Origin of the sequence: Enterobacter cloacae complex sp. IR5384 (assembly GCF_049237265.1) — a bacterium.
In the GTDB taxonomy this organism is placed as follows: domain Bacteria; phylum Pseudomonadota; class Gammaproteobacteria; order Enterobacterales; family Enterobacteriaceae; genus Enterobacter; species Enterobacter cloacae.
Genome location: NZ_JBMKHJ010000005.1, coordinates 69,546 through 93,667, shown reverse-complemented (window position 1 = coordinate 93,667; position 24,122 = coordinate 69,546). Strand labels below are relative to the sequence as shown.

Here is a 24,122-nt window from a genome sequence, read left to right as displayed (position 1 = left end):
AGTAGAGTCATGCCTTAAGCGGCGGGGGAGATCCTCCGCCGCTTTTTTTTGCAGCAAATGCCCCCATTATTTTCTTCCGGGACGTTTTAAGGGTTGTCACTACGTCCGGCTTATAAGATCATATGCCGTTATACGTTGTTTACGCTTTGAGGAATCCACGATGAGTGAGGCAGAAGCCCGCCCGAGTAACTTTATTCGTCAGATCATCGATGAAGATCTGGCCAGTGGTAAGCACACCACGGTGCATACGCGTTTCCCGCCGGAGCCAAATGGCTACCTGCACATTGGTCACGCCAAATCGATCTGCCTGAACTTTGGTATCGCACAGGATTACCAGGGGCAGTGCAACCTGCGTTTCGATGACACCAACCCAGTAAAAGAAGACATCGAATACGTTGAGTCCATTAAGAACGACGTGCAATGGCTGGGCTTCAACTGGTCTGGCGATATCTGCTACTCCTCTGACTATTTCGATCAGCTGTATGCCTATGCCGTTGAGCTGATCAATAAAGGTCTGGCCTACGTTGACGAGCTCTCTGCGGATGAAATCCGTGAATACCGCGGCACGCTGACGGCACCGGGTAAAAACAGCCCGTTCCGCGATCGCAGCGTGGAAGAGAACCTGGCGCTGTTTGAAAAAATGCGTGCTGGTGGCTTCGAGGAAGGTAAAGCGTGCCTGCGTGCCAAAATCGATATGGCATCACCGTTTATCGTGATGCGCGACCCGGTGCTGTACCGCATTAAATTCGCTGAACATCACCAGACCGGTAACAAGTGGTGCATCTACCCGATGTACGACTTCACCCACTGCATCAGCGATGCGCTGGAAGGCATCACCCACTCGCTGTGTACGCTGGAATTCCAGGACAACCGTCGTCTGTACGACTGGGTGCTGGATAACATCACAATTCCGGTGCATCCGCGTCAGTACGAGTTCTCTCGTCTGAATCTGGAATACACCGTGATGTCCAAGCGTAAGCTGAACCTGCTGGTGACCGATAAGCACGTTGAAGGCTGGGACGACCCACGTATGCCGACCATCTCTGGTCTGCGCCGTCGTGGCTACACCGCGGCGTCAATCCGTGAGTTCTGCAAACGCATTGGCGTGACCAAGCAGGATAACACCATTGAGATGGCGTCTCTGGAATCCTGCATTCGTGAAGATCTGAACGAAAATGCGCCGCGCGCGATGGCCGTTATCGACCCGGTAAAACTGGTTATCGAAAACTATCCGCAGGGTGCGAGCGAAATGGTCTCGATGCCTAACCATCCGAACAAACCGGAGATGGGCAGCCGTGACGTACCGTTCAGTGGTGAAATCTGGATCGATCGTGCTGACTTCCGCGAAGAAGCGAACAAGCAGTACAAGCGACTGGTGCTCGGTAAAGAGGTGCGTCTGCGTAACGCCTATGTGATCAAGGCTGAGCGCGTAGAGAAAGATGCGGAAGGCAACATCACCACGATCTTCTGCACTTACGATGCCGAGACTCTGAGCAAAGATCCAGCGGACGGCCGTAAGGTGAAAGGCGTGATCCACTGGGTCAGTGCATCACACGCGCTGCCGGTAGAGATTCGTCTGTACGATCGTCTGTTCAGCGTGCCTAACCCAGGCGCAGCAGAAGACTTCCTGGCGACCATCAACCCGGAATCGCTGGTCATCAAACAGGGTTACGCTGAGCCATCCCTGAAAGCGGCTGAGGCGGGTAAAGCGTTCCAGTTTGAACGTGAAGGTTACTTCTGCCTGGACAGCCGTCACAGCACCGCTGAAAAACCGGTATTTAACCGTACGGTTGGTTTGCGTGATACCTGGACGAAGATCGGCGAATAATAACGCCGCGCTGGTCAATGAGAAACAAACGCCGCGTAATGCGGCGTTTTTTTATAGAGTGATCATGCCTTTAAAGCAGTAGCCAAATAGCGTTTATAAAAATAACAGGTCAATGTGGTGCTACTTATTTTTTTAAAAAAAAGTTTATCCCCTTTCAAAATTCTGACGCACCGTAAAAAGAATATCATTTAACGCGTTACTTATTGAAAATCGGTCTTTTCCCCCGCCAGTTCTGGCATCCCGTTAAATGTTACAAAGCACTACCAATTATGTGCTCTTCGTCATAATCCTGAGTTTTAGCCACCGAAAAGCATTGATAATTCGCGTCGCGAAAAATAACCTAAAGACGGTAGTTATTCGAGGGTATTTCCGACTACCCCTGACCATCAGGTCTTTAATATTTTTCGCCGTTTTAGGCGTTTTAATTCGTCAAAGAGGAATAATCTATGCGTACGTTCAGTGGCAAACGTAGTGCGCTGGCGCTGGCTATTGCCGGTGTGACAGCAATGTCAGGCCTGGTGGTGACGCCAGACGCTAAAGCAGCAGGCTTCATCGATGATTCAACCCTCACGGGCGGTATTTATTACTGGCAGCGTGAACGTGACCGTAAAGATGTCACGGAAGATAAATATAAAACGAACCTTTCTCACTCTACCTGGAACGCCAATCTGGATTTCCAGTCTGGTTACGCTGCCGATATGTTCGGTCTGGATATTGCCGCCTTCACGGCAATTGAAATGGCGGAAAATGGTGACAGCGGCCACCCGAACGAAATAGCCTTCTCCTCCAGTAATAAAGCGTATAAAGAAGACTGGTCTGGAGATAAAAGCGGTATCAGCCTGTATAAAGCTGCCGCGAAATTTAAATACGGCCCGGTATGGGCGCGCGGTGGTTATATTCAGCCAACCGGTCAAACCCTGTTAGCACCGCACTGGAGCTTTATGCCAGGTACCTATCAGGGGGCAGAAGCGGGCGCCAATTTTGATTACGGTGACGCAGGTGCGTTGAGCTTCTCGTATATGTGGACCAACGAGTATAAAGCGCCATGGCATATCGAAATGGACAAGTTCTACCAGAACGATAAAAAGACCAAAGTGGATTATCTTCACTCGCTGGGCGCGAAGTACGACTTTAAAAATGATTTAGTGCTTGAAGCGGCATTTGGTCAGGCGGAAGGTTATATCGATCAGTATTTTGCTAAGGCCAGTTATAAATTTGACATCGCGGGTAGCCCACTGAGTACCAGCTACCAGTTCTACGGTACGCGAGATAAAGTCAGTGATGGTGGCGTGAATGATATTTATGACGGCACGGCGTGGTTGCAGGCGCTGACCTTCGGCTACAAAGTCGGTCAGGTAGATTTGCGTCTTGAAGGAACGTGGGTAAAAGCGGAAGGGCAGCAGGGCTACTTCCTGCAGCGTATGACCCCAACCTATGCCTCTTCAAACGGTCGTCTGGATATCTGGTGGGATAACCGTTCCGACTTCAACGCCGATGGCGAAAAAGCAGTCTTCTTCGGCGCAATGTATGATCTGAAAAACTGGAACCTGCCAGGCTGGGCGGTGGGGGCATCTTACGCCTACGCATGGGATGCGAAGCCTGCTGATATGGCAACGCCAGACGCATACTACGATCCAAACTATCGTCTCAAAGAATCCGCTTACAGCCTGGATGCGATCTACACCCTGCAGGATGGTCGCGCCAAAGGTACTATGTTCAAACTGCACTTTACACAATACGACAACCACTCCGATATCCCGAGCTACGCGGGCGGTTACGGCAACATCTTCCAGGATGAACGCGACGTGAAATTCATGGTTATCGCACCGTTCACCATCTTCTGATGACTCGTCCGGCGGGATAATTCCCGCCGGACCGGAGACTACATATGAAAAAGATTGTAATCGTCGCGTTGCTGGCATCGGGACTGGTGGCTTGTGCGCAGAATCAGGCCCCGAAAGAGGACTCCCGTCTGAAAGAAGCCTACAGCGCGTGTATCAATACGGCGGAAGGTTCGCCGGAGAAGATCGAAGCCTGTCAGAGCGTGCTGAATGTGCTGAAAAAAGAGAAAGCGCATGAACAGTTCGCAACCCAGGAGAATATTCGTGTAATGGATTATCAGGCCTGTATCCAGGCGCGTAAAACCGGTAACGATCAGGAAGTCGCGAAGCGTTGCGATCAGATCTGGAAAGAGATTCGCAGCAACAACAGCCATTAACCCGCTGTTATCATGCCCGGTAGCGCTGCGCTGCCGGGCTTTTTTTTGCCAGACAGCAGGCAAAAAAAAGCCAACCTTGCGGCTGGCTCAGAGTATGAAACGTGTTTATTTCGCGTCGTGCGCGTGATCGTCTTCGCGGCAATCGCCTTCAGCGCAATGACCATACAGGTACAGGCTGTGGTTCGTCAGGCGGATACCGTGACGTGCGGCGATTTCACGCTGGCGAGATTCAATGGAATCATCGCTGAATTCAATGACCTTGCCGCAATCCAGGCAGATCAGGTGATCGTGGTGATGCTGTTGAGTCAGTTCGAATACAGATTTACCGCCTTCGAAATTATGACGGGTGACAATGCCCGCGTCATCAAACTGGTTCAGCACACGATAGACGGTTGCCAGCCCAATCTCTTCGCCCATGTCGATAAGACGCTTATAAAGGTCTTCCGCACTGACATGGTGATTGTCTGGACCCTGAAGCACTTCAAGGATTTTTAACCGAGGAAGCGTAACTTTCAGGCCAGCCTTCTTTAATGCGGTATTGTTGTCAGTCATGCGGAATCTGTCCTGTTGCTAAACGATTCACTTCTGTAGGAAGTGACAGAAATTGCACCCGGGATAATGCGTCTCATTATAGAACTGCCATGGCTAAATGAAAACTGCAAGTCTCAGGTAAAGTATGCTTATAAAAACGTGGTATCACCAACAAACTTGCATTGTGAAAGCCACGTTTTATCAGGGGGTCATTGTACAGGTCTGGGCGAAAAAGTTAAAAGATTGTAGCAATTAATTTAATCGGTTTGACCTGGTTTATGGGCGCAACCACCGTTGCGCCGCAAGAATCATCAGGCGTTGAGAATATCGTCCAGGTGCAGCTCTTCACGGATCTGCTTAACCCATTTTTCAACGCGCTCGGCGGTCAGTTCTGGCTGACGGTCTTCGTCAATCGCCAGACCCACGAAGTGATCGTCGTCTGCCAGACCTTTAGACGCTTCGAAGTGGTAACCAGCGGTAGGCCAGTGACCTACAATAACGGCACCGTTTGGCTCAATAATGTCGCGGATGGTGCCCAGCGCATCACAGAAGTACTCTGCATAATCTTCCTGGTCGCCGCAGCCAAACAGGGCAACCAGCTTGCCGTTGAAATCCACCTCTTCCAGCGTTGGGAAGAAATCATCCCAGTCACACTGGGCTTCACCGTAATACCAGGTCGGAATACCCAGCAGCAGGATGTCATAGCCTTCGAGATCTTCTTTGCTGCTCTTGGCGATGTCGTGCACATCGGCAACGTCTTTACCGAGCTGTTTCTGAATGTTTTTTGCGATATTTTCGGTATTGCCGGTATCACTGCCGAAGAAAATGCCGATAATTGCCATGAGTAAAATAACCTCTTGATACTTAATGGTATGGTGGCGCAATTTGTCCACGGATAAAGGCAATAATAGCAGAACAGGCAACCCTGCGGAAACAGCTATCGCGCAGGACTGCACTCTGTGCTACATGAAAAGGGTAATAAAGGGATTTTTCGGACTTATGCCTTACTGCGCATGGTCTCGAGTTGGGTGAGTAACATCTCTTCGATCAGCTCGCTGCGGCTGATATTACGTGCGTCAGCCAGTTCGTTTAGCGCATCGACAGCGTCGGCGTTGAGCTTCAGTTCGACACGCTTAAGCCCACGATTTTTATCGCGTTTAAGCTGGTTGCGTTTATTAATACGCAGCTGTTCGTCGCGCGAAAGCGGATTCGTTTTTGGTCGTCCCGGTCGACGCTCATTCGCGAACAGATCTAGTGTCGTACGGTCCGTTTGTTCTTTGGCCATGATTCTGAGACTTCGGGGGAAACACGCCGCCCTGCTAATGCCTGGGCGATAAGCGCGCCATCATACATCACCAAAAACGGCACGCCAACGACTGGAAGCCCGCAGCCTTCCAGTCGCTCTCTTTTTAATCAATTTGCCGTATCAGTCAGATAGCGGCGAATGGCGCGTAAGACGGCGTCTGGTTTTTCCGCATGAACCCAATGTCCGGCGCCAGCTATGACATGAGCGCGTGCCTGCGGGAATTGCGCCAGCAGGGTATCGCGACAGGCGTCGGTAACGTAGGGCGAATTGCCGCCACGAATGAAGAGGGTAGGGTGCGGCCATGCCGGTACGGTTTCCCAACCAACGATGTTATCGTACTGCTCCCATAGCACCGGCACGTTGAACCGCCACTGGCCGTCAACGAACGATTTCAGCAGAAACTGGATAACCCCTTCTTCATCCAGATGCTCACGCATAACGACAGCTGCCTGTTGGCGCGTCGAGACGCCAGCGTTGGTCACCGCGTTGATGGCGGCGAAAATCTCATCATGGCGACGGACGTTGTAATCCACCGGGGCAACATCTATGACCACCAGGCCACTTATTCTTTCTGGTGCCAGAGCCGTCAGTGCCATGACCGCTTTGCCGCCCATTGAATGCCCGATCAACGTCACTTTCTCGAGATTGTTGGCATCCAGCGTATCCAGCAGATCCTGCGCCATGGCCGCATAGGTCATCTCTTCTGAACGCCCGGAAAGGCCATGATTTCGCATATCCACCTGCAAAATATCGTGATCGGTAACCAGATCGCGTGCCAGCACGCCCAGGTTATCCAGGCTGCCAAACAGCCCGTGAACCAGTACGATGGGAGGATTCGTGTTCGGCGATTGTGCAGATTGCGCTCGGGTATTCAATTTCATGGCAAAGTTCTTTTTTTAGGTGTGACAGGTTAGGGTATTATGTTGACCATTCTGCCGCCCGGCTGCAAGGTTCCAGTTTAATCTGACTTTTGCCGCCAACCTGGTTTGACGCTATCCGCTGTTGGGATTTGACTTTATAATCTCAACGACTTGTATTCAGATAAGATATCGCACTGGATTAAGATGAAAACAATCGAAGTTGATGACGAACTCTATCAGTTTATTGCCAGCCAAACGCGGCATATCGGTGAGAGCGCGTCCGACATTTTACGGCGTATGCTTAAAATTTCCGCCGCCTCACCGTCTGCTACCCCAGCCACTAAAGATGTCGTGTCTCAGCCGAGTGTTGTTGCACAAGCAAAACCTGCCGTCGTGCAGGTGAAAGACAAAGTACGTGCGATGCGCGAGCTGCTGCTGTCTGATGAATATGCAGAGCAGAAAAAAGCGGTCAACCGCTTCATGCTGGTGCTGTCTACACTTTATTCACTGGATAACAAGGCGTTTGCTGAAGCGACTGAGTCGCTGCACGGTCGCACGCGCGTCTATTTCGCGGGCGACGAGCAGACGCTGCTGCAAAATGGCAACCAGACCAAACCTAAACATGTCCCTGGCACACCGTACTGGGTCATCACCAATACCAATACGGGCCGCAAGTGCAGCATGGTTGAACACATCATGCAGTCCATGCAGTTCCCGGCGGAATTGATTGAAAAGGTTTGCGGTACAATTTAACCCTTGCATCAGAAGGACCCGGTAATGGCAAATCACAGCCGTGCAGGCCAACCTGCACAACAAAGCGATTTGATTAACGTCGCTCAGCTGACCGCGCAGTATTATGTGCTGAAACCGGTCGTGGGCAACGCAGAACACGCAGTGAAGTTTGGGACATCAGGCCATCGCGGTAGCGCGGCACGCCATAGCTTTAACGAACCGCACATTCTGGCCATTGCTCAGGCCATCGCGGAAGAGCGCGCCAAAAACGGTGTTACCGGTCCGTGCTACGTGGGGAAAGATACTCACGCCCTGTCTGAACCGGCATTCATTTCCGTGCTGGAAGTTCTGGCGGCGAACGGCGTTGATGTAATTGTGCAGGAAAATAACGGTTTCACCCCAACGCCTGCCGTCTCTAACGCTATCCTTGTGCACAACAAAAAAGGTGGCCCACAGGCTGACGGTATCGTTATCACGCCTTCTCACAACCCGCCGGAAGACGGTGGTATCAAATACAACCCACCTAACGGTGGCCCGGCAGATACCAACGTCACCAAAGTGGTGGAAGACCGCGCCAACGCCTTACTGGCTGATGGCCTGAAAGGCGTTAAGCGTATTTCTCTGGATGCGGCCATGGCGTCCGGCCACGTGAAAGAGCAGGACCTGGTGCAGCCATTCGTGGAAGGGCTGGCGGATATCGTCGATATGGCGGCTATCCAGAAAGCTGGCCTGAAGCTGGGTGTGGATCCGCTGGGCGGCTCCGGTATTGAATACTGGAAACGCATTGCAGAGCACTACAAGTTGGATCTGACCATCGTTAACGATCACGTCGATCAGACCTTCCGCTTTATGCACCTTGATAAAGACGGCGCGATCCGTATGGACTGTTCCTCCGAGTGCGCGATGGCAGGCCTGCTGGCACTGCGTGACAAATTCGATCTGGCCTTCGCCAACGACCCGGATTATGACCGCCACGGTATCGTTACCCCGGCCGGGCTGATGAACCCAAACCACTACCTGGCTGTGGCAATCAACTACCTGTTCCAGCATCGTCCACAGTGGGGCAAAGAGGTGGCTGTAGGTAAAACGCTGGTTTCTTCAGCCATGATCGACCGCGTGGTTGACGCGCTGGGTCGCAAGCTGGTGGAAGTGCCGGTGGGCTTTAAATGGTTTGTTGACGGTCTGCATGACGGCAGCTTCGGCTTTGGTGGTGAAGAGAGCGCGGGGGCATCCTTCCTGCGTTTCGATGGCACACCATGGTCAACCGACAAAGACGGTATCATCATGTGTCTGTTGGCGGCGGAGATCACCGCGGTCACCGGCAAGAACCCGCAGGAACACTACGACGAGCTGGCGGCGCGCTTTGGTGCTCCGAGCTACAACCGTATCCAGGCAAGCGCGACCTCCGCACAGAAAGCTGCCCTGTCTAAACTCTCTCCGGAGATGGTCAGTGCCAGCACGCTGGCCGGTGATCCGATTACGGCACGTCTGACGGCAGCGCCGGGTAACGGTGCCTCTATCGGTGGTCTGAAAGTGATGACCGAAAATGGCTGGTTCGCCGCGCGTCCATCCGGTACGGAAGATGCGTACAAAATCTATTGTGAAAGCTTCCTCGGCGCTGAGCATCGCCAGCAGATTGAGAAAGAAGCGGTAGAGATTGTCAGCGAAGTGCTGAAAAACGCGTAAGTGGTGTTCGGTGAGGGCATCAGCCCGGCCCTCTCCCACAGGGAGAGGGTGAAAACACGAAAAACGGCAACCTCTGGGTTGCCGTTTTGCTTTTACCTAACTATGTTTATTCTTCAATTCAAACCGCGGTGAGACCAGCCCGTACAGCGTCCAGCCCATAAAGGTCACCATCGCACCATAAAGCATCGCCTCCTGGCCGGATGAGTAGAGCGCATAGAAGCTGTAAATCGCCCCAATCAGCGCCACAATATTGGCCGCCCGTGCTTTACGGGGATCGACTTTCGCCACCTTCTGAATGATCACCAGCGCCGCCATCGACAGAATATATGGAATGATATTTGTCACCACCGCCAGGTTGACCAGCACGTTGAACTGGCTGTTCAGCGACGGGCTAATGGTCATCAGCGATAACCCACTCTGGAAGATGACAATCGCCAGCATGCCCTGCACCGGCGCATCGGCTTTGGTCACCCGGGAGAAGATTTTCGGGAAGTAACCTTCGTCAGCCGAAGATTTAAACACCTGCGCGATGGTGAACTGCCAGCCGAGGAGTGAACCGCAACAGGACATGACCATCAGCCCCATGATCACTTTCCCGACTTCCGGGGTGAACATCTGCGCGAAGGCCAGCCCAAACGGCGCCGTGGAGTTAGCCAAATCCATGTTCGGTACGATACCGGCAATAACGTTAGTGGAGACGATATAGATCACCGCCGCGCCCAGCGTTCCGCCAAGAACGGCAATCGGGACGTTCTTTTCCGGGTTCTCTACCACTTCCGCGTTTGCGCAGGCGGATTCCAGACCGAGGAAGGCCCACAGCGTCATGGCGATAGAGGACCCCACAGCGGAAAAGAACGGCACATGGTGCGGGTTCCAGGAGTTCGCGTACAGGGTCGGACTGAACCAGAACCAGCCGATGATGCACAGCCCGACAACCGGGATAATCACGCCCCAGACGGTGATGCTACTTAACTGACCCGTGATGCGCGCGCCGCCAAAGTTGGCCACGGTGCAGATCCACAATACGCCGATGGTGGCCAAACCAATTTGCACCGGGCTGAGCGTGGCACCAAACAGCTCCGTACCGTAACCCACGGCGGAAATGGCAATCGCCACGTTGGCGATCAGCAGCGACACGCCATAGGTGTAGTTAGCCATAAAGTTGCCAGATTTGCCGAAGGCGTATTCGGCGTAGCCGCCCATCCCGCCTGACTTACGGCTGAACATTCCGCATTTGGCAAATGCCCATGCCAGCGCCATGGAGCCGACCGCGGTTACCAGCCAGGAGATAATCGAAATGGTACCCACCTCGGCAAGTTTGGTGGGCAGCATAATAATCCCTGACCCCATCATGTTAACCATGGTGAGGATGGTCAGTTGCACCACGCCCATCTTGTTGGACTTACTCATAATTTTTCTCCTTTCAGCAGCGCGGGCTGAGCGGCGGGTTGTTTGATTACGTTACAGCGAACCTGTTTGCGTCCGTCACACTCCTCGACGTACACACCCTGTAGTTCCGGTGCGAAGCCCGGTAAAAGGTTGATACCCTCTTCCAGCGCGGCAAAGTAGCGCAGGACGGAGCCTCCCCAGACTTCACCCGGAACCACGCACAGCACGCCTGGTGGGTAAGGCAGGGCGCCTTCGGCGGCAATGCGGCCTTCCGCATCACGCAGCGAGACCAGTTCAACCTCACCACGCAGATACGCATAGTTTGCGTCCTGCGGGTTCATCATCACGCGAGGGAAGTGAGACTTGCGGAACATCTCTTTTTGCAGCTGTTTCACGTTATGGCGGGCGTACAGTTCATGCATCTCCTGGCATATCTGGCGCAGGGTATAACCGGCGTAGCGTTCCGGGTATTGCTTACAGATAGACGGAAGCACCTCTTTTAATGGCGCATCGGTCTGAAGCAGTTTTTCGAAACGCACTAACTGTGCCACCAGCTGCTGCAGCTTGCCCATATCTTCCGCAGGGGTCAGCAGGAACAGGATCGAGTTGAGATCGCATTTCTCCGGCACGATGCTGTTTTCACGCAGGAAGTTAGCCAGGATGGTGGCGGGCACGCCGAAACCCTCATACTCGCCGGTACGGGCGTTGATGCCCGGCGTGGTCAACAGCAGTTTGCACGGGTCGATAAAGTATTGATGCTCGGCATACCCTTCAAAAGCGTGCCAGTTTTCACCCGGCACAAAGTGGAAGAAGCGCAGGTCGGTGGCAATTTCAGCCGTGTCCCAGCTTTCCCACGGACGGCCATCTACCAGCTCCGGCACGAACGGGCGAATAAACTGGCAGTTCTCCAGGATCAGCTTGCGTGCTTCAATGCCGGTAACCACGCAGTCCATCCACATATTGCGGCCACTCTGCCCCTCGTGCATGCGGGCGTTGATATCCAGTGCGGCAAACAGGGGGTAGAACGGGCTGGTGGAGGCGTGCATCATAAAGGCGTTATTCAGGCGCTTGTGCGGGACATAGCGCGGTTGGCCTTTAATATGGCGGTCTTTCTTGTGAATTTGCGAGGTCTGCGAAAAACCCGCCTGCTGTTTATGGACTGACTGGGTAACCAGGATCCCCGGATCGTTTTCGTTCAGCTCCAGCAGCAGCGGAGAGCAGTCGGCCATCATCGGAATAAATTGCTCGTAGCCCACCCAGGCAGAATCGAACAGGATGTAGTCGCACAGGTGACCAATTTTATCGACGACCTGGCGGGCGTTATAAATGGTGCCATCGTAGGTGCCCAGCTGGATCACCGCCAGACGGAACGGACGTTCGTCACGCGCACGACCCGGTGCCACTTCCGATACCAGCTCGCGCAGGTAGCTCTCCTCAAAGCAGTGGGCATCAATCCCACCAATAAAGCCGTACGGGTTGCGCGCCGTTTCCAGATAGACCGGCGTGGCACCCGCCTGAAGCAGAGCTCCGTGGTGGTTGGATTTGTGGTTATTACGATCGAACAGCACCAGGTCGCCGGGGGTGAGCAGGGCGTTTAGCACCACTTTGTTGGATGATGAGGTACCGTTCAGCACAAAGTAGGTTTTATCCGCATTAAACACTTTCGCCGCGTGTTGCTGGGCAATGCACGGCGCGCCTTCATGAATCAGCAGATCCCCCATGGCCACGTCGGCGTTGCACAGATCGGAGCGGAAAAGCGTTTCGCCGAAGAAATCGACAAATTGATTACCGGCAGGATGACGACGGAAAAATTGCCCACCCTGATGCCCCGGACAATCGAATGCGCTGTTGCCCTGATTCACGTAGTCGACCAGTGCGCGGAAAAACGGGGGGCGTAGCTGGGTTTCGTACTTCTGCGCAGCCGCTTCCAGTTGACGTCCGTAAAAGTCGTTACTGGTCTCTGAACACTCAAACACACCGTGGATGCGCGATAAATATTCAGCCGGAATGAACTCTTCTTTATGTGTCGCAATAAATACGGGAATACCAAACCCGGTAGCTTCTATTTCTTCCAGAGTGCCACTGGAAATATCGCTCACGGCCAGAACAATGGCGGCGACGTCAATATAATCAGAGGTGCTGACATCTACCAGTTCACGGTGAGTGGTAAAGCAATCAGGGCATGCACGGCTGGCTGCAATTTTTAAACTTTTCATCTTTCTCTCTTTATTTCAGGCAATATTCGTCCCTCGATTTCTCGCAAGAAAGAAATCGATAATGTCCGGAAAAAAAAGCAAAGTGTGGCCGCTGATAAAAAAATCAGTAAGTTGCTTTTTAATGAATGAGATTCAGTCCGCCCGGCTGCGGATAAGTCTGAATTAAATTGAATGAACGCACGCCTTCACAGGCAACGGCCTGTAAAATAGAGTTTTTTCAGGTTAACCTGCAAGCGGGTGCGCCAGAAGTCGAAGGACTACCGGGCATTAAAGAGATGGAAGTCAAAGCAGTTTCGGTGGGCAAACATCATGATATGTGTTGTCCGCCTTATATGGGGCATCAAGCGATTATTGTTTTCCATGTTTCATTTTCCTTTCAGTAATTGAAAGCATGGTCATTTTATCCAGGAAAAAGCGATTAACTGTGAATCAGATCACCCTTAACCGATCAAATCAGAAATAATTATTCGTTTTCGATGAATATCGCAGATCAAAACACTGGTTTGTTGATGATGCGTTAACGGATTGTGTTGTTTCTGTTTTGAATGAGCGAAAATAAACCAAAATTATCGCTTATGGCTTATTTAAACGGAATTATGTGGGTGGGTTTGTTTTTATTGGAAATAAAATTGAATAGTTATTCAAAGCATAAACCGATAACCGATACCGGTTTCAGTTAATAAATGGCGAGGACGTGCGGGGTCGGTTTCAAGTTTCTGGCGCAGGTGGCCCATATATATGCGTAAATAGTGACTATGTTCCACGGCGTTGGGTCCCCACACCTGAGCCAGCAGCTGACGTTGGGTCAGCACCTTACCGTGGTTGTTGAGCAAAACCGCAAGCAGACGGAACTCTATCGGCGTGAGATGGATCTCCTCTTCACCACGCATAATACGTCGCGAAGCGAGATCGACCTGCACATCACCGAAAGTGTACGTCGGGTCGGCAGGCGTGGCGGCACCGTGGCGACGCAGCGCCACACGAAGGCGAGCCTGTAACTCACCAATCCCAAAAGGTTTAATAAGATAGTCGTCCGCCCCGGCATCCAGCGCGGCGATTTTATCCGACTCTTCGGTGCGTGCGGAGAGCACCAGAATGGGCATCTGGCTCCACTGGCGCACCTCGCGAATAAAATCGATACCGTCGCCATCCGGCAAACCAAGATCGAGGATCACCAGGTCCGGCTTGCGGGTAGCGGCTTCAATCAACCCGCGCTGGAGCGTACCGGCATCATGAACGCGCAGACCGTCACCTTCCAGCGCAGCGCGCAGAAACCGGCTAATGGCGAGTTCATCTTCTACAATCAGGACGTTGATCACAAATCCTCTGGTAATTCATCAAGTTCTGGCGGGATGTCCAGAGGAAGTGTAACACAAAAACGTGCACCTCCTTCCGGGCGGTTCTCCGCCGAAATGGTGCCGCCATGGACGTCAATAATGGCCTGGCAGATCGCCAGACCCAGCCCAACCCCCGGAATGGCAGACTCTTTATTGCCCCGTGAGAATTTTTCGAATATCGCTTTTTCCTGCCCGGCAGGAATACCGGGCCCGGTGTCCCAGACGTCGAGCCGCAGGGTGTGATCTTCCACCGAAGCATTCACCCCAATTTGCGCGTGTGCTCCGGCATATTTACCCGCATTTTCCAGCAGATTAATTAACACCCGCTCAAACAGCGGGCCATCAACGTGAATTAATGTCAGGGGATCGGGCATGTTCAGGGCGATATGCCGTCCGCCGAGACCGGGCTCCAGCATTTTCAGCGCGCTTCCTACCACTTCCTCAAGCGTGAGCCACTCTTTTTTGAGGTTGAACCCGCCAGACTGTATCCGCGCCATATCGAGCAGGTTATTCACCAGCCGCGTGGTGTTCAGCACGTGCTGGCGGATCTCGCTGGCCTGCAGGGCGTGTTTTGAACCTTCCGCCGCCAGATCCAGGGTCAGAATTTCCGACTGGCCAAACAGCACGGTGAGAGGCGTGCGAAGATCGTGTGAGAGCGCTGCCAGCAGCGAGTTGCGAATACTTTCGCGCTCGCTTGCCAGCCGGGCCTGTTCTTCGCTGGCCGTCAGCGCCAGCCGCTCCAGGGCGCTGGCAACCAGCAACGTAAAGGTCTCGAGCAGCCTCTGCTGCTCGGGGATCATCAGCTGGCGCAGATTAGAAGGCTCGACGATGACCAGCCCCTGATTTTTATCTGCACTGCGCAGCGGCAGGATCTGATACGGCACGCCGGGGAGGGTGTCTGTCCCTGCGCCTGCCGGTAACCCTTTATCGAAGCTCCAGCGTGCAATGGCCTCATCCCACGGCGTCATGCCCGTGGCCGACGTCAGCGGGCGCAGCTTACCGTGCTCATCCGGGAGTAAAATCAGGTTGCTGGCGTTAAATGTCGAGCGGATGAACTGCTCGCTGGTCTGGACGATATCCAGCGGCGTGCGGCCCACCGCCAGCGATTTAGACATCTCGTATAAATGTCGGGTGCGCTGTTCACGATAGCGGGCGATACGCGCCTGATAGCGAACGCCTGCCGTCAGATTCCCGATCACCAGCCCGACGGTGAGCATGACGGCAAACGTGAGGACGTACTGTACATCCGAGACGGCAAGCGTTCCGCGCGGGTCGATAAAGAAGAGATCGAAGCTGATGACGTTAATCACCGTTGCCAGGACTGACGGCCAGCGCCCGTAAAAGAGCGCCACCACCACCACGCCGAGCAGGTAGATCATCACCAGGTTGGCGGCATCAAACGCAATCAGCCACTGGCTGGCAATAAAGGTAATCAGGGCGCAAAGCACGACGGCGATAAGGCAACCGCGAAGCTGGATGCGCCATTTATCGGTGAACGTGCGGCTGTCTGGCGCGCGGTTGGGTAACGGCGTGGGTTTGTCGTCCAGCGCCACGACCACCAGATCCAGGTCGGGCGCACGCCGGGCCAGCTTGTCGGCAAACGATTCGCGGCTAAACCAGCGCCGGTGCTGGCGACGACCAATGACAATTTTGCCCAGGTTGTGCTCACGTGCGTAGCGCAGAATAGCCTTATCTTCCTGCGGATCGGAGAGGGTCGCGGTTTCCGCCCCCAGCTCCTGGGCCAGGCGCAGCGAACTCAGGATCGCGCGACGCTGGTTTTCTGGCAGGGCGTGAAGCTGCGGCGTTTCGACATACACCGCATGCCAGACGCTGCCAAATTTCGCAGCCAGCCGGGCGGCGGTACGAACAAGCTTCTCATTGCCGCTACCGTGACCAATGCACAGCAGGATGGCATCCCGCGTATGCCAGACGCGTTCCTGTCCTTGCAGATCGCGCCAGGCACGCATCTGGTCATCCACGCGATCGGCGGTGCGGCGCAGGGCCAGTTCGCGCAGGGCAATCAGGTTGCCTTTACGAAAGAAGTGTTCGATGGCGCGTTCGGCCTGGCCTGCAATATAGACTTTCCCTTCATGCAGGCGCTGGCGCAGATCGTCTGGCGGCAGGTCCACCAGCACCACTTCATCAGCGGAGTCAAAGAACGGATCCGGCACCGTTTCGCGCACCTGAATGCCGGTCACGCCGCTGACCACGTCGTTCAGGCTTTCAAGATGCTGAACATTCACCGTGGTGAAGACGTCAATCCCGGCTTCAAGTAACTCTTCTACGTCCTGCCAGCGTTTGGGGTGTCGCGAGCCTGGCGCATTGCTGTGCGCCAGTTCGTCCATCAGAATAAGGGCGGGGCGGCGGGCGAGGGCGGCGTCGAGATCAAACTCCGTCACCAGCCTGCCACGATGGCTGATACGGCGAGGAGGCTGCGTGGCCAGCCCCTTTAACAACGCCGCGGTCTCTTTACGGCCGTGGGTTTCCACCACGCCGATCAGAATATCGAGCCCCTGAGCCCGAAGCCGCTGAGCTTCTGTCAGCATGGCGAAGGTTTTCCCGACGCCCGCGCAGGCGCCGAAGAAAATTTTCAGCTTGCCGCGATGGGCTTCAGCTGTCTGTTCCAGCAGCCTGTCAGGATCCGGGCGCAAGGGCTCGTCGGTCATTTAGTTATTCCTTAGCGCGTCCAGCGCCAGATTCAGCTCAACAATATTTACTACCGGCATGCCAATAAAACTGACCAGCGGCTTTTGCGTGTGCGCTGCCACCAGCTGACTGACCTGCTCGACGCTCAGATGACGGGCCGCGGCGACGCGCGGTATCTGCCAGGCCACCGCTTCAGGCGTCAGGCTGTAGTCCAGCCCACTGGCGGAGGCGGTCACCAGTTCCACTGGAATCTCCCGGCTGGCCTGCGGGTTGGCGCTGCGCAGGGCCGCCACACGCTCAGCGATGGCTTTGTCCAGTTCAGGATTACTGCCCGCCAGGTTGCTCCCGCCGGATGCCATCGGATTATACGGGCTATCGGCGGTAGCGGAAGGGCGTCCCTGAAAGTACCGGGCGTCCGTAAAGTTTTGACCAATCAGGCGGGAGCCGCGGTTTTCACCCTGCTGTATGATCAGCGAGCCATTGGCCTGATCCTTGAACCACCACTGGCCCAACGCGGTGGTCAGCAGCGGGTAAAGCCCACCGGTAATGAGAGACAGCAGAATAAACAGAAGTATAGCGGGACGTAACATCGTCATTTGATTCACCTTTTAAACCAGCCCGAACAGCGTTAACAGCAGGTCGATAGCTTTAATCCCGATAAAGGGCACCAGCAGCCCGCCCAGCCCGTAAATCCACAGGTTACGGCGCAGCATGGCAGCAGCCGTCAGCGGTTTATAGCTCACCCCTTTCAGCGCCAGCGGGATCAGGAAGACAATAATCAGGGCGTTGAAAATCACCGCACTGAGAATGGCCGAAGACGGGGAGTGCAGATGCATCACGTTCAGCGCGTTTAGCTGCGGATAGGTGGCCGCAAACGCTGCGGGAATAATGGCGAAATACTTCGCCACGTCATTGGCGATACTGAACGTGGTTAATGACCCGCGCGTCATCAGCATCTGTTTACCGATATGCACCACTTCAATCAGCTTGGTCGGGTTAGAGTCAAGATCGACCATGTTGCCCGCCTCTTTTGCCGCCTGGGTACCGGAGTTCATCGCCACCGCCACGTCGGCCTGTGCGAGGGCAGGGGCGTCGTTGGTGCCGTCACCGGTCATCGCGACCAGACGACCTTCCGCCTGGTACTGACGGATCAACGCCAGCTTGGCTTCCGGTGTGGCTTCCGAGAGGAAATCATCCACGCCCGCTTCTGCGGCAATCGCGGCGGCAGTCAGCCGGTTATCCCCGGTGATCATCACCGTTTTGATCCCCATTTTACGCAACTGTGCGAAACGCTCTTTAATGCCGCCTTTGACGATGTCCTTCAGCGCAATCACCCCCAGCACATTCGCCCCTTCGGCTACGACCAGCGGTGTGGCCCCCTGGCGGGCAACGCTCTCAACCAGATTGTCCACTTCCGGTGGAAAATGGCCGTTGTTGGCTTCAATGTGGCGACGAATGGCATCAACGGAACCTTTACGGATCATGCGCTCCTGAATGTTGATACCGCTCATTCGGGTTTGTGCCGTGAAGGGGACAAAAGTGGCGTGCAGGCTCTGCACATCACGCTGGCGCAGATTAAAGCGCTGTTTCGCCAGAATGACGATGCTGCGGCCTTCCGGCGTTTCATCGGCAAGAGACGAGAGCTGGGCGGCATCGGCCAGCGTTTTTTCATCCACGCCCGGGGCAGGTAAAAACTCGGAGGCCTGGCGGTTGCCGAGGGTGATGGTCCCGGTTTTATCCAGCAGCAGCACATCCACGTCACCGGCGGCCTCTACGGCGCGTCCGCTGGTGGCGATAACGTTCGCGCCCAGCATGCGGCTCATACCCGCCACACCAATAGCGGAGAGCAGGCCGCCGATGGTGGTTGGGATCAGGCAGACCAGCAGCGCCACCAGCACGGTGATGCTGACCGCGGTGCCCGCATAGCTGGAGAAGGGCCACAGCGTGGCGGTAGCCAACAGGAAGACGATGGTCAGCGCCACCAGCAAAATGGTGAGGGCAATTTCGTTGGGTGTTTTACGACGCTGTGCGCCTTCTACCATGGCGATCATCCGGTCGAGGAAGGTTTCACCCGGGTTGACGCTGCACTGGATCACCAGCCAGTCGGAGAGAATACGCGTCCCGCCCGTGACCGAGGCGAAGTCACCGCCAGATTCACGAATGACCGGCGCGGATTCCCCGGTAATGGCGCTCTCGTCTACCGAGGCGCCCCCTTCAATGACTTCGCCATCACAGGGGATGATGTCACCGGCTTCCACCAGCACCACATCGCCTTTACGCAGCTCATCTGCCGGCACGTGGTCCATCTGCGCGCCGTATTTTGGCTCACGTAATTTACGTGCGAAGGCGGTCTTTTTTACCCCTTTCAGGCTGTTGGCCTGCGCTTTACTGCGGCCTTCCGCCAGCGCCTCGGCAAAGTTGGCAAACAGCACGGTAAACCACAGCCACAGGCTGATGGCTCCGGTGAACATCGCGTTGCCCGGGAGGTGACCTGTTCCCATGGCAAGCGCCAGGACGGTAGTCAGCACGCTGCCTGCCCAGACGATAAACATCACCGGGTTGTGCCACTGTACGCGCGGGCTCAGCTTTTTCACCGCATCCATGAGGGCCTGACGAACTAACGACGGTTCGAACAGGGCCAGTTGTTTACGACTCATGACAATTCTCCGCAAAATCAGCGTAAAGAGAGGGTTTCCGCGACCGGGCCTAACGCGAGGGCGGGGATAAAGGTCAAGGCGCCTACCAGCAACACGGTGCCGGTCAGCAGGCCAATAAACAGCGCACCGTGTGTCGGTAATGTGCCGGTGGTGGTCGGTTGGATTTTTTTATTTACCAGCGATCCGGCGATGGCCATCACCGGCACAATCACGCCGAAGCGGCCGACAAACATGCAGAATGCCAGCAGACAGTTCCAGAAAGGCGAGTTGGCACTTAAGCCTGCAAAGGCGCTGCCGTTGTTGTTCGCCGCAGACGAGACGGCGTAGAGCACTTCACTAAAGCCATGGATACCCGGGTTAAAGATGCCGCTGCGGCCGGCTTCGGTCATCAGTGCCAGCGCGGTGCCGAGCAGCACGAGGGCAGGCGTGACCAGAATGGCCAGCGCGGTTAATTTCATTTCCCGGACGTCGATTTTTTTGCCCAGGTATTCCGGGGTACGGCCAATCATCAGACCGGCGATAAACACCGCCAGCAGCACAAACAGCAGCATGCCGTAAAGACCAGAGCCCACGCCGCCAAACACCACTTCGCCAATCTGCATCAGCCACATTGGGATCATGCCACCCAGTGCCGTAAAGGAGTCATGCATGGCGTTAACCGCCCCGCACGAGGCTGCGGTGGTAACCACGGCAAACAAACTGCTGGACAGGATGCCAAAGCGACTCTCTTTCCCTTCCATGTTGATCGCGCTGTCAGCGCCCAGCGTCAGGAAATGCGGATTACCTTTCCATTCCGCCCACATCACCAGCGCGACGCAGACCACGAAGATCAGAGACATGGTCCACAGAAGGGTGCGTCCCTGACGGCGGTCGTTGACCACATCGCCAAAGGCAAAACAGAGCGCGGCGGGGATCAGGAAGATCGCCAGCATTTCGACAAAGTTGGTCAGCGCTGTTGGGTTTTCAAACGGATGCGACGAGTTGGCGTTGAAGAAGCCACCGCCGTTAGTCCCGAGCATCTTAATGGCTTCCTGCGAGGCCACCGGCCCCATCGGCAAAAGCTGTTTTGCCCCTTCCAGAGAAGTATACGGCGCGTAGGGCAGCAGGTTTTGCAGGGTACCTTGCTGAATAAAGAACAGCGCGATAATGAGGGCAACAGGGAGCAGTATCCACAGCGTGATGCGTGTCAGATCGACCCATGCGTTGCCCAGCGTGCTGATATTTTGACGCGCAAAGGCACGCGTGAGCGCGAAGATCACCGCAATACCGGTGGCAGCAGAGAGGAAGTTTTGCACGGTTAACCCGGCCATCTGGCTAAAGTAGCTCAGCGTGGTTTCCCCGGCATAGGACTGCCAGTTGGTGTTAGTGACAAAGCTGACTGCCGTGTTCAGCGCCAGATGCCAGGACAGACCCGGCAACTGCTGCGGGTTGAGCGGTAAGCTCCCCTGCAGCATCAGCATGCTGAAGAGGACGATGAGGCCGACAATATTCAGCAGCAGGAGCGCCATCAGATACTGGCGCCAGTTCATTTCCCCCTCCCGAATGCCCAGAACGCGCCAGATCCCTTTTTCAACGCGACCTGCCACCGGCAGCGCCACGTTGTTAATCATCCTTGCCAGCACTGTTCCCAGCGGTCTTGCCAGCAGGAACAACACCCCTAAAAAACTGGCAATAAGCAAAAACGCCTGAGCAGCCATCAGAATGCCTCCGCATTAATCAGGGCATAAACCAGATAACCCAATAACAGGAATACCAGCACGATGCCGGCAATAAGGCCTGCACTCACAATCCACCTCCGGGTGACATTTGTATTTGTGCTAACGGTAGGATTTATGGCGCAAAGATTTCGCAAAAATCAGGACGAGGGGTGTAAAAAAAGTATAAAAATGGCAAAGCCCACAATTTAACTATTGATAAGTAAATTGTTAACTTTTTTGTAACTTAATTACGGTGTGAATGTAAATTTTGGCTAAACGGCTAAAATAAGTGGTCGGATGAGTAGTAAAATTACAAACAAAGCGATATTATTTTAGCCAGGTCACAGTTTTTGAATTTTCCGGAGTCAGTTTCCGGCCAACTACAGGGGAGAAAAATATGGATCTTTATAAAGAGTATCCGGCTCATATCGTGTTCATGCGTCGCGCTTTCGCCGTAGTGGCTGGCGTGCTGGCCCTGCCGGTGATGTTGTTCTGGAAAGATCGCGCACGTTTTTACAGCTATCTGCACCGCGTCTGGGCAAAAACCAGCGAGAAACCGGTATGGATGGATCAGGCCGAAAAAGCGACCTGTGATTTCTACTAATAAAAAGACTACACACAGCAATAAACAAACCGCCTACAGCAATGTGGCGGTTTTTTTTGTCCCTCCGGATTCGCGGTTCGTTGGGGGGTTTTCAGGCATATCTTCTTATTCTGAGTCATCAACAGCCACTACCTTATTTCATCCTGTCTACACTTCATGGCAAAGTAGTTCAATGCGTGCCTTTTTCGTTTTACGGCATGCCCTTACGGACATAATGGACAATTGCCTGGAGTTTTATGCCCACCCATCTGGTTTGGTTTCGCGCGGATCTGCGCCTGCATGACAACATCGCCCTGGCGGCGGCCTGTCGCTCTGAACACGCCCGCGTGCTGGCGCTGTTTATCGCTACTCCCGGACAGTGGCAGCAGCATGATATGGCCCCCCGACAAGCCGCTTATCTCTGTTCGCATCTGAATGCCCTGCAACGTTCGCTGGCGGAAAAAGGCATTCCGTTGATTTACAAAGAGGTCAGCGATTTTACCGCTCAGCTCAGCGCGGTACAGGAGGTGTGTCAGCAGAACGACGTTACGCATCTTTTTTACAACTACCAGTACGAATTCAATGAACAGCAGCGCGATCGCGAGCTTGAGCGCATCCTCGGGAATGTAGAGTGTCAGGGATTTGATGACAGCGTCATGCTGGCGCCGGGCAGCGTGATGACCGGCAATCGCGAGATGTATAAGGTCTTTACGCCGTTTAAAAATGCATTTATCAAACGGCTGAAAGAGGCGTTGCCGGAGTGTGTTGCCGCGCCGTCCGCACGAGGGGAGTGTGTAAACGACCTGCCTGAACTAACGTTTGACTATCCGCAACAGGCGTATGACCACTCTTTATTCCCGGCTGATGAAAAAGCGGCAATCGCGCAGCTGCGCCAGTTCTGCAAAACGGGGGCGGCCGCTTACGAGGCACGCCGGGATTTCCCCGCCATTGAAGGTACCAGCCGGTTGTCAGCCTGTTTAGCGCTGGGCGTGCTTTCTCCGCGCCAGTGTTTACACCGTCTTCTGGCAGAGCAGCCCCAGGCGCTGGAGGGGGGCGCTGGCTCGGTATGGCTTAACGAGCTTATCTGGCGCGAATTCTATCGTCATCTGATGACGTATCACCCTGAATTATGTAAACATCGTCCTTTCATTCGCTGGACCGAAAATGTGCAGTGGCAGCAAAACGAGATGCTGCTGCAGGCCTGGCAAAAGGGTGAAACCGGCTACCCGATTGTGGACGCCGCGATGCGCCAGCTGAATGAAACTGGATGGATGCATAACCGCCTGCGGATGATTACCGCCAGCTTCCTGGTGAAAGATCTGCTTATCGACTGGCGTGTCGGGGAGCGGTATTTTATTTCTCAGCTGATCGATGGCGATCTCGCGGCGAATAATGGCGGCTGGCAATGGGCGGCCTCGACCGGAACCGATGCGGCACCTTACTTCCGGATTTTTAATCCCACCACGCAGGGACAAAAATTTGATGCGGACGGGACGTTTATCCGCCACTGGTTGCCTGCGCTGAAAGCGGTTCCCGCTAAGGCGATCCACGACCCGTGGGCATGGGCGGACAAACAGGGCGTAATACTCGATTATCCTCGTCCGATTGTTGAACATAAACAGGCGCGCGTCGCCACGCTGGCGGCGTACGAAGCGGCCCGCAAAGCGTAAGAGAGTCATGATGAAAAATACCGAACTGGAAAGTCTGATCAACGAAAAACTGAACAGCAGTGCCTTCAGCGACTACGGCCCGAACGGGTTACAGGTTGAAGGGCGCGACACGGTGCAAAAAATTATCACCGGTGTGACCGCCAGTCAGGCGTTGCTGGATGAAGCCGTGCGTCAGGAGGCCGATGCGGTCATCGTCCATCACGGCTATTTCTGGAAGAACGAATCACCGATCGTTCGCGGCATGAAGCGCAACCGTCTGAAAACGTTGCTGGCAAATGATATCAACCTCTATGGCTATCACCTGCCGCTGGACGCTCATCCCGAGCTTGGCAACAACGTCCAGCTCGCGCAGCTGTTAGGGATCACCGTGATGGGTGAAATTGAGCCGCTGGTACCGTGGGGCGAGCTGTCGATGCCGGTACCGGGTCTTGAGCTGGCCTCCTGGATTGAAGCACGTCTGGGCCGCCGTCCGCTGTGGAGCGGCGATACCGGCCCGGATACGGTGAAGCGTGTCGCCTGGTGCACCGGTGGCGGTCAGGGCTTTATCGATAGCGCCGCGCGTTTTGGTGTTGATGCCTTTATTACCGGGGAAGTCTCAGAGCAGACCATCCATTCAGCCCGTGAACAGGGGCTGCATTTTTACGCGGCAGGTCACCACGCCACCGAGCGCGGCGGCATTCGCGCCCTGAGCGAATGGCTGACCGAAAATACCGATCTGGATGTCACCTTTATTGATATCCCTAACCCGGCCTGATGAGAGGTACCT

The 24,122-nt window shown here is 54.6% G+C and carries 21 protein-coding genes; 8 read left to right on the top strand and 13 right to left on the bottom strand.

Translation table 11 applies throughout. The features are described from left to right. Positions 1-160: 160 nt before the first annotated feature. From glnS to chiQ, 3 genes are all read left to right on the top strand, one after another. On the top strand, positions 161-1,828 hold the full coding sequence (gene glnS, locus ACOTX3_RS06570) for a glutamine--tRNA ligase (protein WP_013097566.1): 1,668 nt from the start codon (positions 161-163) through the stop codon (positions 1,826-1,828). A 446-nt stretch (positions 1,829-2,274) separates the two neighbouring features. After that, entirely contained in the window at positions 2,275-3,672 is a 1,398-nt protein-coding gene (chiP, locus tag ACOTX3_RS06565) for a chitoporin ChiP (protein ID WP_038418907.1), read from the top strand. A 44-nt stretch (positions 3,673-3,716) separates the two neighbouring features. After that, on the top strand, positions 3,717-4,046 hold the full coding sequence (gene chiQ, locus ACOTX3_RS06560) for a ChiQ/YbfN family lipoprotein (protein WP_013097564.1): 330 nt from the start codon (positions 3,717-3,719) through the stop codon (positions 4,044-4,046). Positions 4,047-4,151: 105 nt separating this feature from the next. On the opposite strand, the gene fur is transcribed toward chiQ, so the two are convergent. From fur to ybfF, 4 genes are all read right to left on the bottom strand, one after another. Next, positions 4,152-4,598 carry a ferric iron uptake transcriptional regulator gene (gene fur, locus ACOTX3_RS06555; RefSeq protein ID WP_010428651.1) on the bottom strand — a complete coding sequence of 149 codons (447 nt, stop codon included), beginning with the start codon at positions 4,596-4,598 and terminating at the stop codon, positions 4,152-4,154. 290 nt (positions 4,599-4,888) lie between these two features. Continuing rightward, positions 4,889-5,419 (bottom strand): flavodoxin FldA, encoded by a 531-nt coding sequence (fldA, locus tag ACOTX3_RS06550; RefSeq protein ID WP_008501067.1) that lies wholly within the window; start codon positions 5,417-5,419, stop codon positions 4,889-4,891. A 155-nt stretch (positions 5,420-5,574) separates the two neighbouring features. Then, positions 5,575-5,862, bottom strand: a complete 288-nt coding sequence (gene ybfE, locus ACOTX3_RS06545; RefSeq protein WP_013097563.1) for a LexA regulated protein — start codon at positions 5,860-5,862, stop codon at positions 5,575-5,577. Positions 5,863-5,990: 128 nt separating this feature from the next. Further along, positions 5,991-6,764, bottom strand: a complete 774-nt coding sequence (ybfF, locus tag ACOTX3_RS06540) for an esterase (RefSeq protein ID WP_013097562.1) — start codon at positions 6,762-6,764, stop codon at positions 5,991-5,993. A gap of 183 nt (positions 6,765-6,947) precedes the next feature. Between ybfF and seqA the strand changes: the two genes are divergently transcribed. Beyond that, positions 6,948-7,496: a replication initiation negative regulator SeqA gene (seqA, locus tag ACOTX3_RS06535; RefSeq protein ID WP_020684949.1), complete on the top strand. Its 549-nt coding sequence runs from the start codon at positions 6,948-6,950 to the stop codon at positions 7,494-7,496. 24 nt (positions 7,497-7,520) lie between these two features. Then, on the top strand, positions 7,521-9,161 hold the full coding sequence (gene pgm / locus ACOTX3_RS06530; protein ID WP_013097560.1) for a phosphoglucomutase (alpha-D-glucose-1,6-bisphosphate-dependent): 1,641 nt from the start codon (positions 7,521-7,523) through the stop codon (positions 9,159-9,161). A 96-nt stretch (positions 9,162-9,257) separates the two neighbouring features. Here the strand turns inward: pgm and potE are convergent, their stop codons facing one another. From potE to kdpF, 9 genes are all read right to left on the bottom strand, one after another. Beyond that, on the bottom strand, positions 9,258-10,571 hold the full coding sequence (gene potE, locus ACOTX3_RS06525; RefSeq protein ID WP_013097559.1) for a putrescine-ornithine antiporter: 1,314 nt from the start codon (positions 10,569-10,571) through the stop codon (positions 9,258-9,260). Further along, entirely contained in the window at positions 10,568-12,766 is a 2,199-nt protein-coding gene (speF, locus tag ACOTX3_RS06520) for an ornithine decarboxylase SpeF (protein ID WP_058679334.1), read from the bottom strand. The genes potE and speF overlap by 4 nt, the downstream gene beginning before the upstream one ends. Positions 12,767-13,023: 257 nt before the next feature. Further along, the gene (gene speFL / locus ACOTX3_RS06515) at positions 13,024-13,128 is read right to left on the bottom strand and encodes a leader peptide SpeFL (RefSeq protein ID WP_003858645.1); all 105 of its coding nucleotides are present in this window, start codon (positions 13,126-13,128) and stop codon (positions 13,024-13,026) included. Positions 13,129-13,407: 279 nt separating this feature from the next. Then, complete coding sequence (kdpE, locus tag ACOTX3_RS06510) at positions 13,408-14,085, bottom strand: two-component system response regulator KdpE (protein WP_038986110.1); 678 nt, start codon at positions 14,083-14,085, stop codon at positions 13,408-13,410. Then, entirely contained in the window at positions 14,082-16,769 is a 2,688-nt protein-coding gene (gene kdpD / locus ACOTX3_RS06505) for a two-component system sensor histidine kinase KdpD (protein ID WP_058679333.1), read from the bottom strand. Before kdpD ends, kdpE begins: the two co-directional genes overlap by 4 nt. Beyond that, a complete protein-coding gene (gene kdpC / locus ACOTX3_RS06500; protein ID WP_013097555.1) occupies positions 16,770-17,345 on the bottom strand; it encodes a potassium-transporting ATPase subunit KdpC in 576 nt (191 codons plus the stop codon). Between the two features lie 12 nt (positions 17,346-17,357). Continuing rightward, a complete protein-coding gene (gene kdpB / locus ACOTX3_RS06495; protein ID WP_057071714.1) occupies positions 17,358-19,406 on the bottom strand; it encodes a potassium-transporting ATPase subunit KdpB in 2,049 nt (682 codons plus the stop codon). 17 nt (positions 19,407-19,423) lie between these two features. Next, on the bottom strand, positions 19,424-21,103 hold the full coding sequence (gene kdpA, locus ACOTX3_RS06490; RefSeq protein ID WP_029883016.1) for a potassium-transporting ATPase subunit KdpA: 1,680 nt from the start codon (positions 21,101-21,103) through the stop codon (positions 19,424-19,426). Beyond that, on the bottom strand, positions 21,103-21,192 hold the full coding sequence (kdpF, locus tag ACOTX3_RS06485) for a K(+)-transporting ATPase subunit F (protein WP_014069365.1): 90 nt from the start codon (positions 21,190-21,192) through the stop codon (positions 21,103-21,105). Before kdpF ends, kdpA begins: the two co-directional genes overlap by 1 nt. 308 nt (positions 21,193-21,500) lie before the next feature. Between kdpF and ACOTX3_RS06480 the strand changes: the two genes are divergently transcribed. The 3 genes from ACOTX3_RS06480 (at position 21,501) to ACOTX3_RS06470 (ending at position 24,110) form a co-directional block, all read left to right on the top strand. Continuing rightward, on the top strand, positions 21,501-21,707 hold the full coding sequence (locus tag ACOTX3_RS06480) for a YbfA family protein (RefSeq protein ID WP_013097552.1): 207 nt from the start codon (positions 21,501-21,503) through the stop codon (positions 21,705-21,707). A 236-nt stretch (positions 21,708-21,943) separates the two neighbouring features. Further along, positions 21,944-23,356: a deoxyribodipyrimidine photo-lyase gene (gene phrB, locus ACOTX3_RS06475; protein ID WP_058679332.1), complete on the top strand. Its 1,413-nt coding sequence runs from the start codon at positions 21,944-21,946 to the stop codon at positions 23,354-23,356. 10 nt (positions 23,357-23,366) lie between these two features. Continuing rightward, complete coding sequence (locus ACOTX3_RS06470) at positions 23,367-24,110, top strand: type 2 GTP cyclohydrolase I (protein ID WP_023621132.1); 744 nt, start codon at positions 23,367-23,369, stop codon at positions 24,108-24,110. The last annotated feature ends 12 nt before the right edge of the window (positions 24,111-24,122 follow it).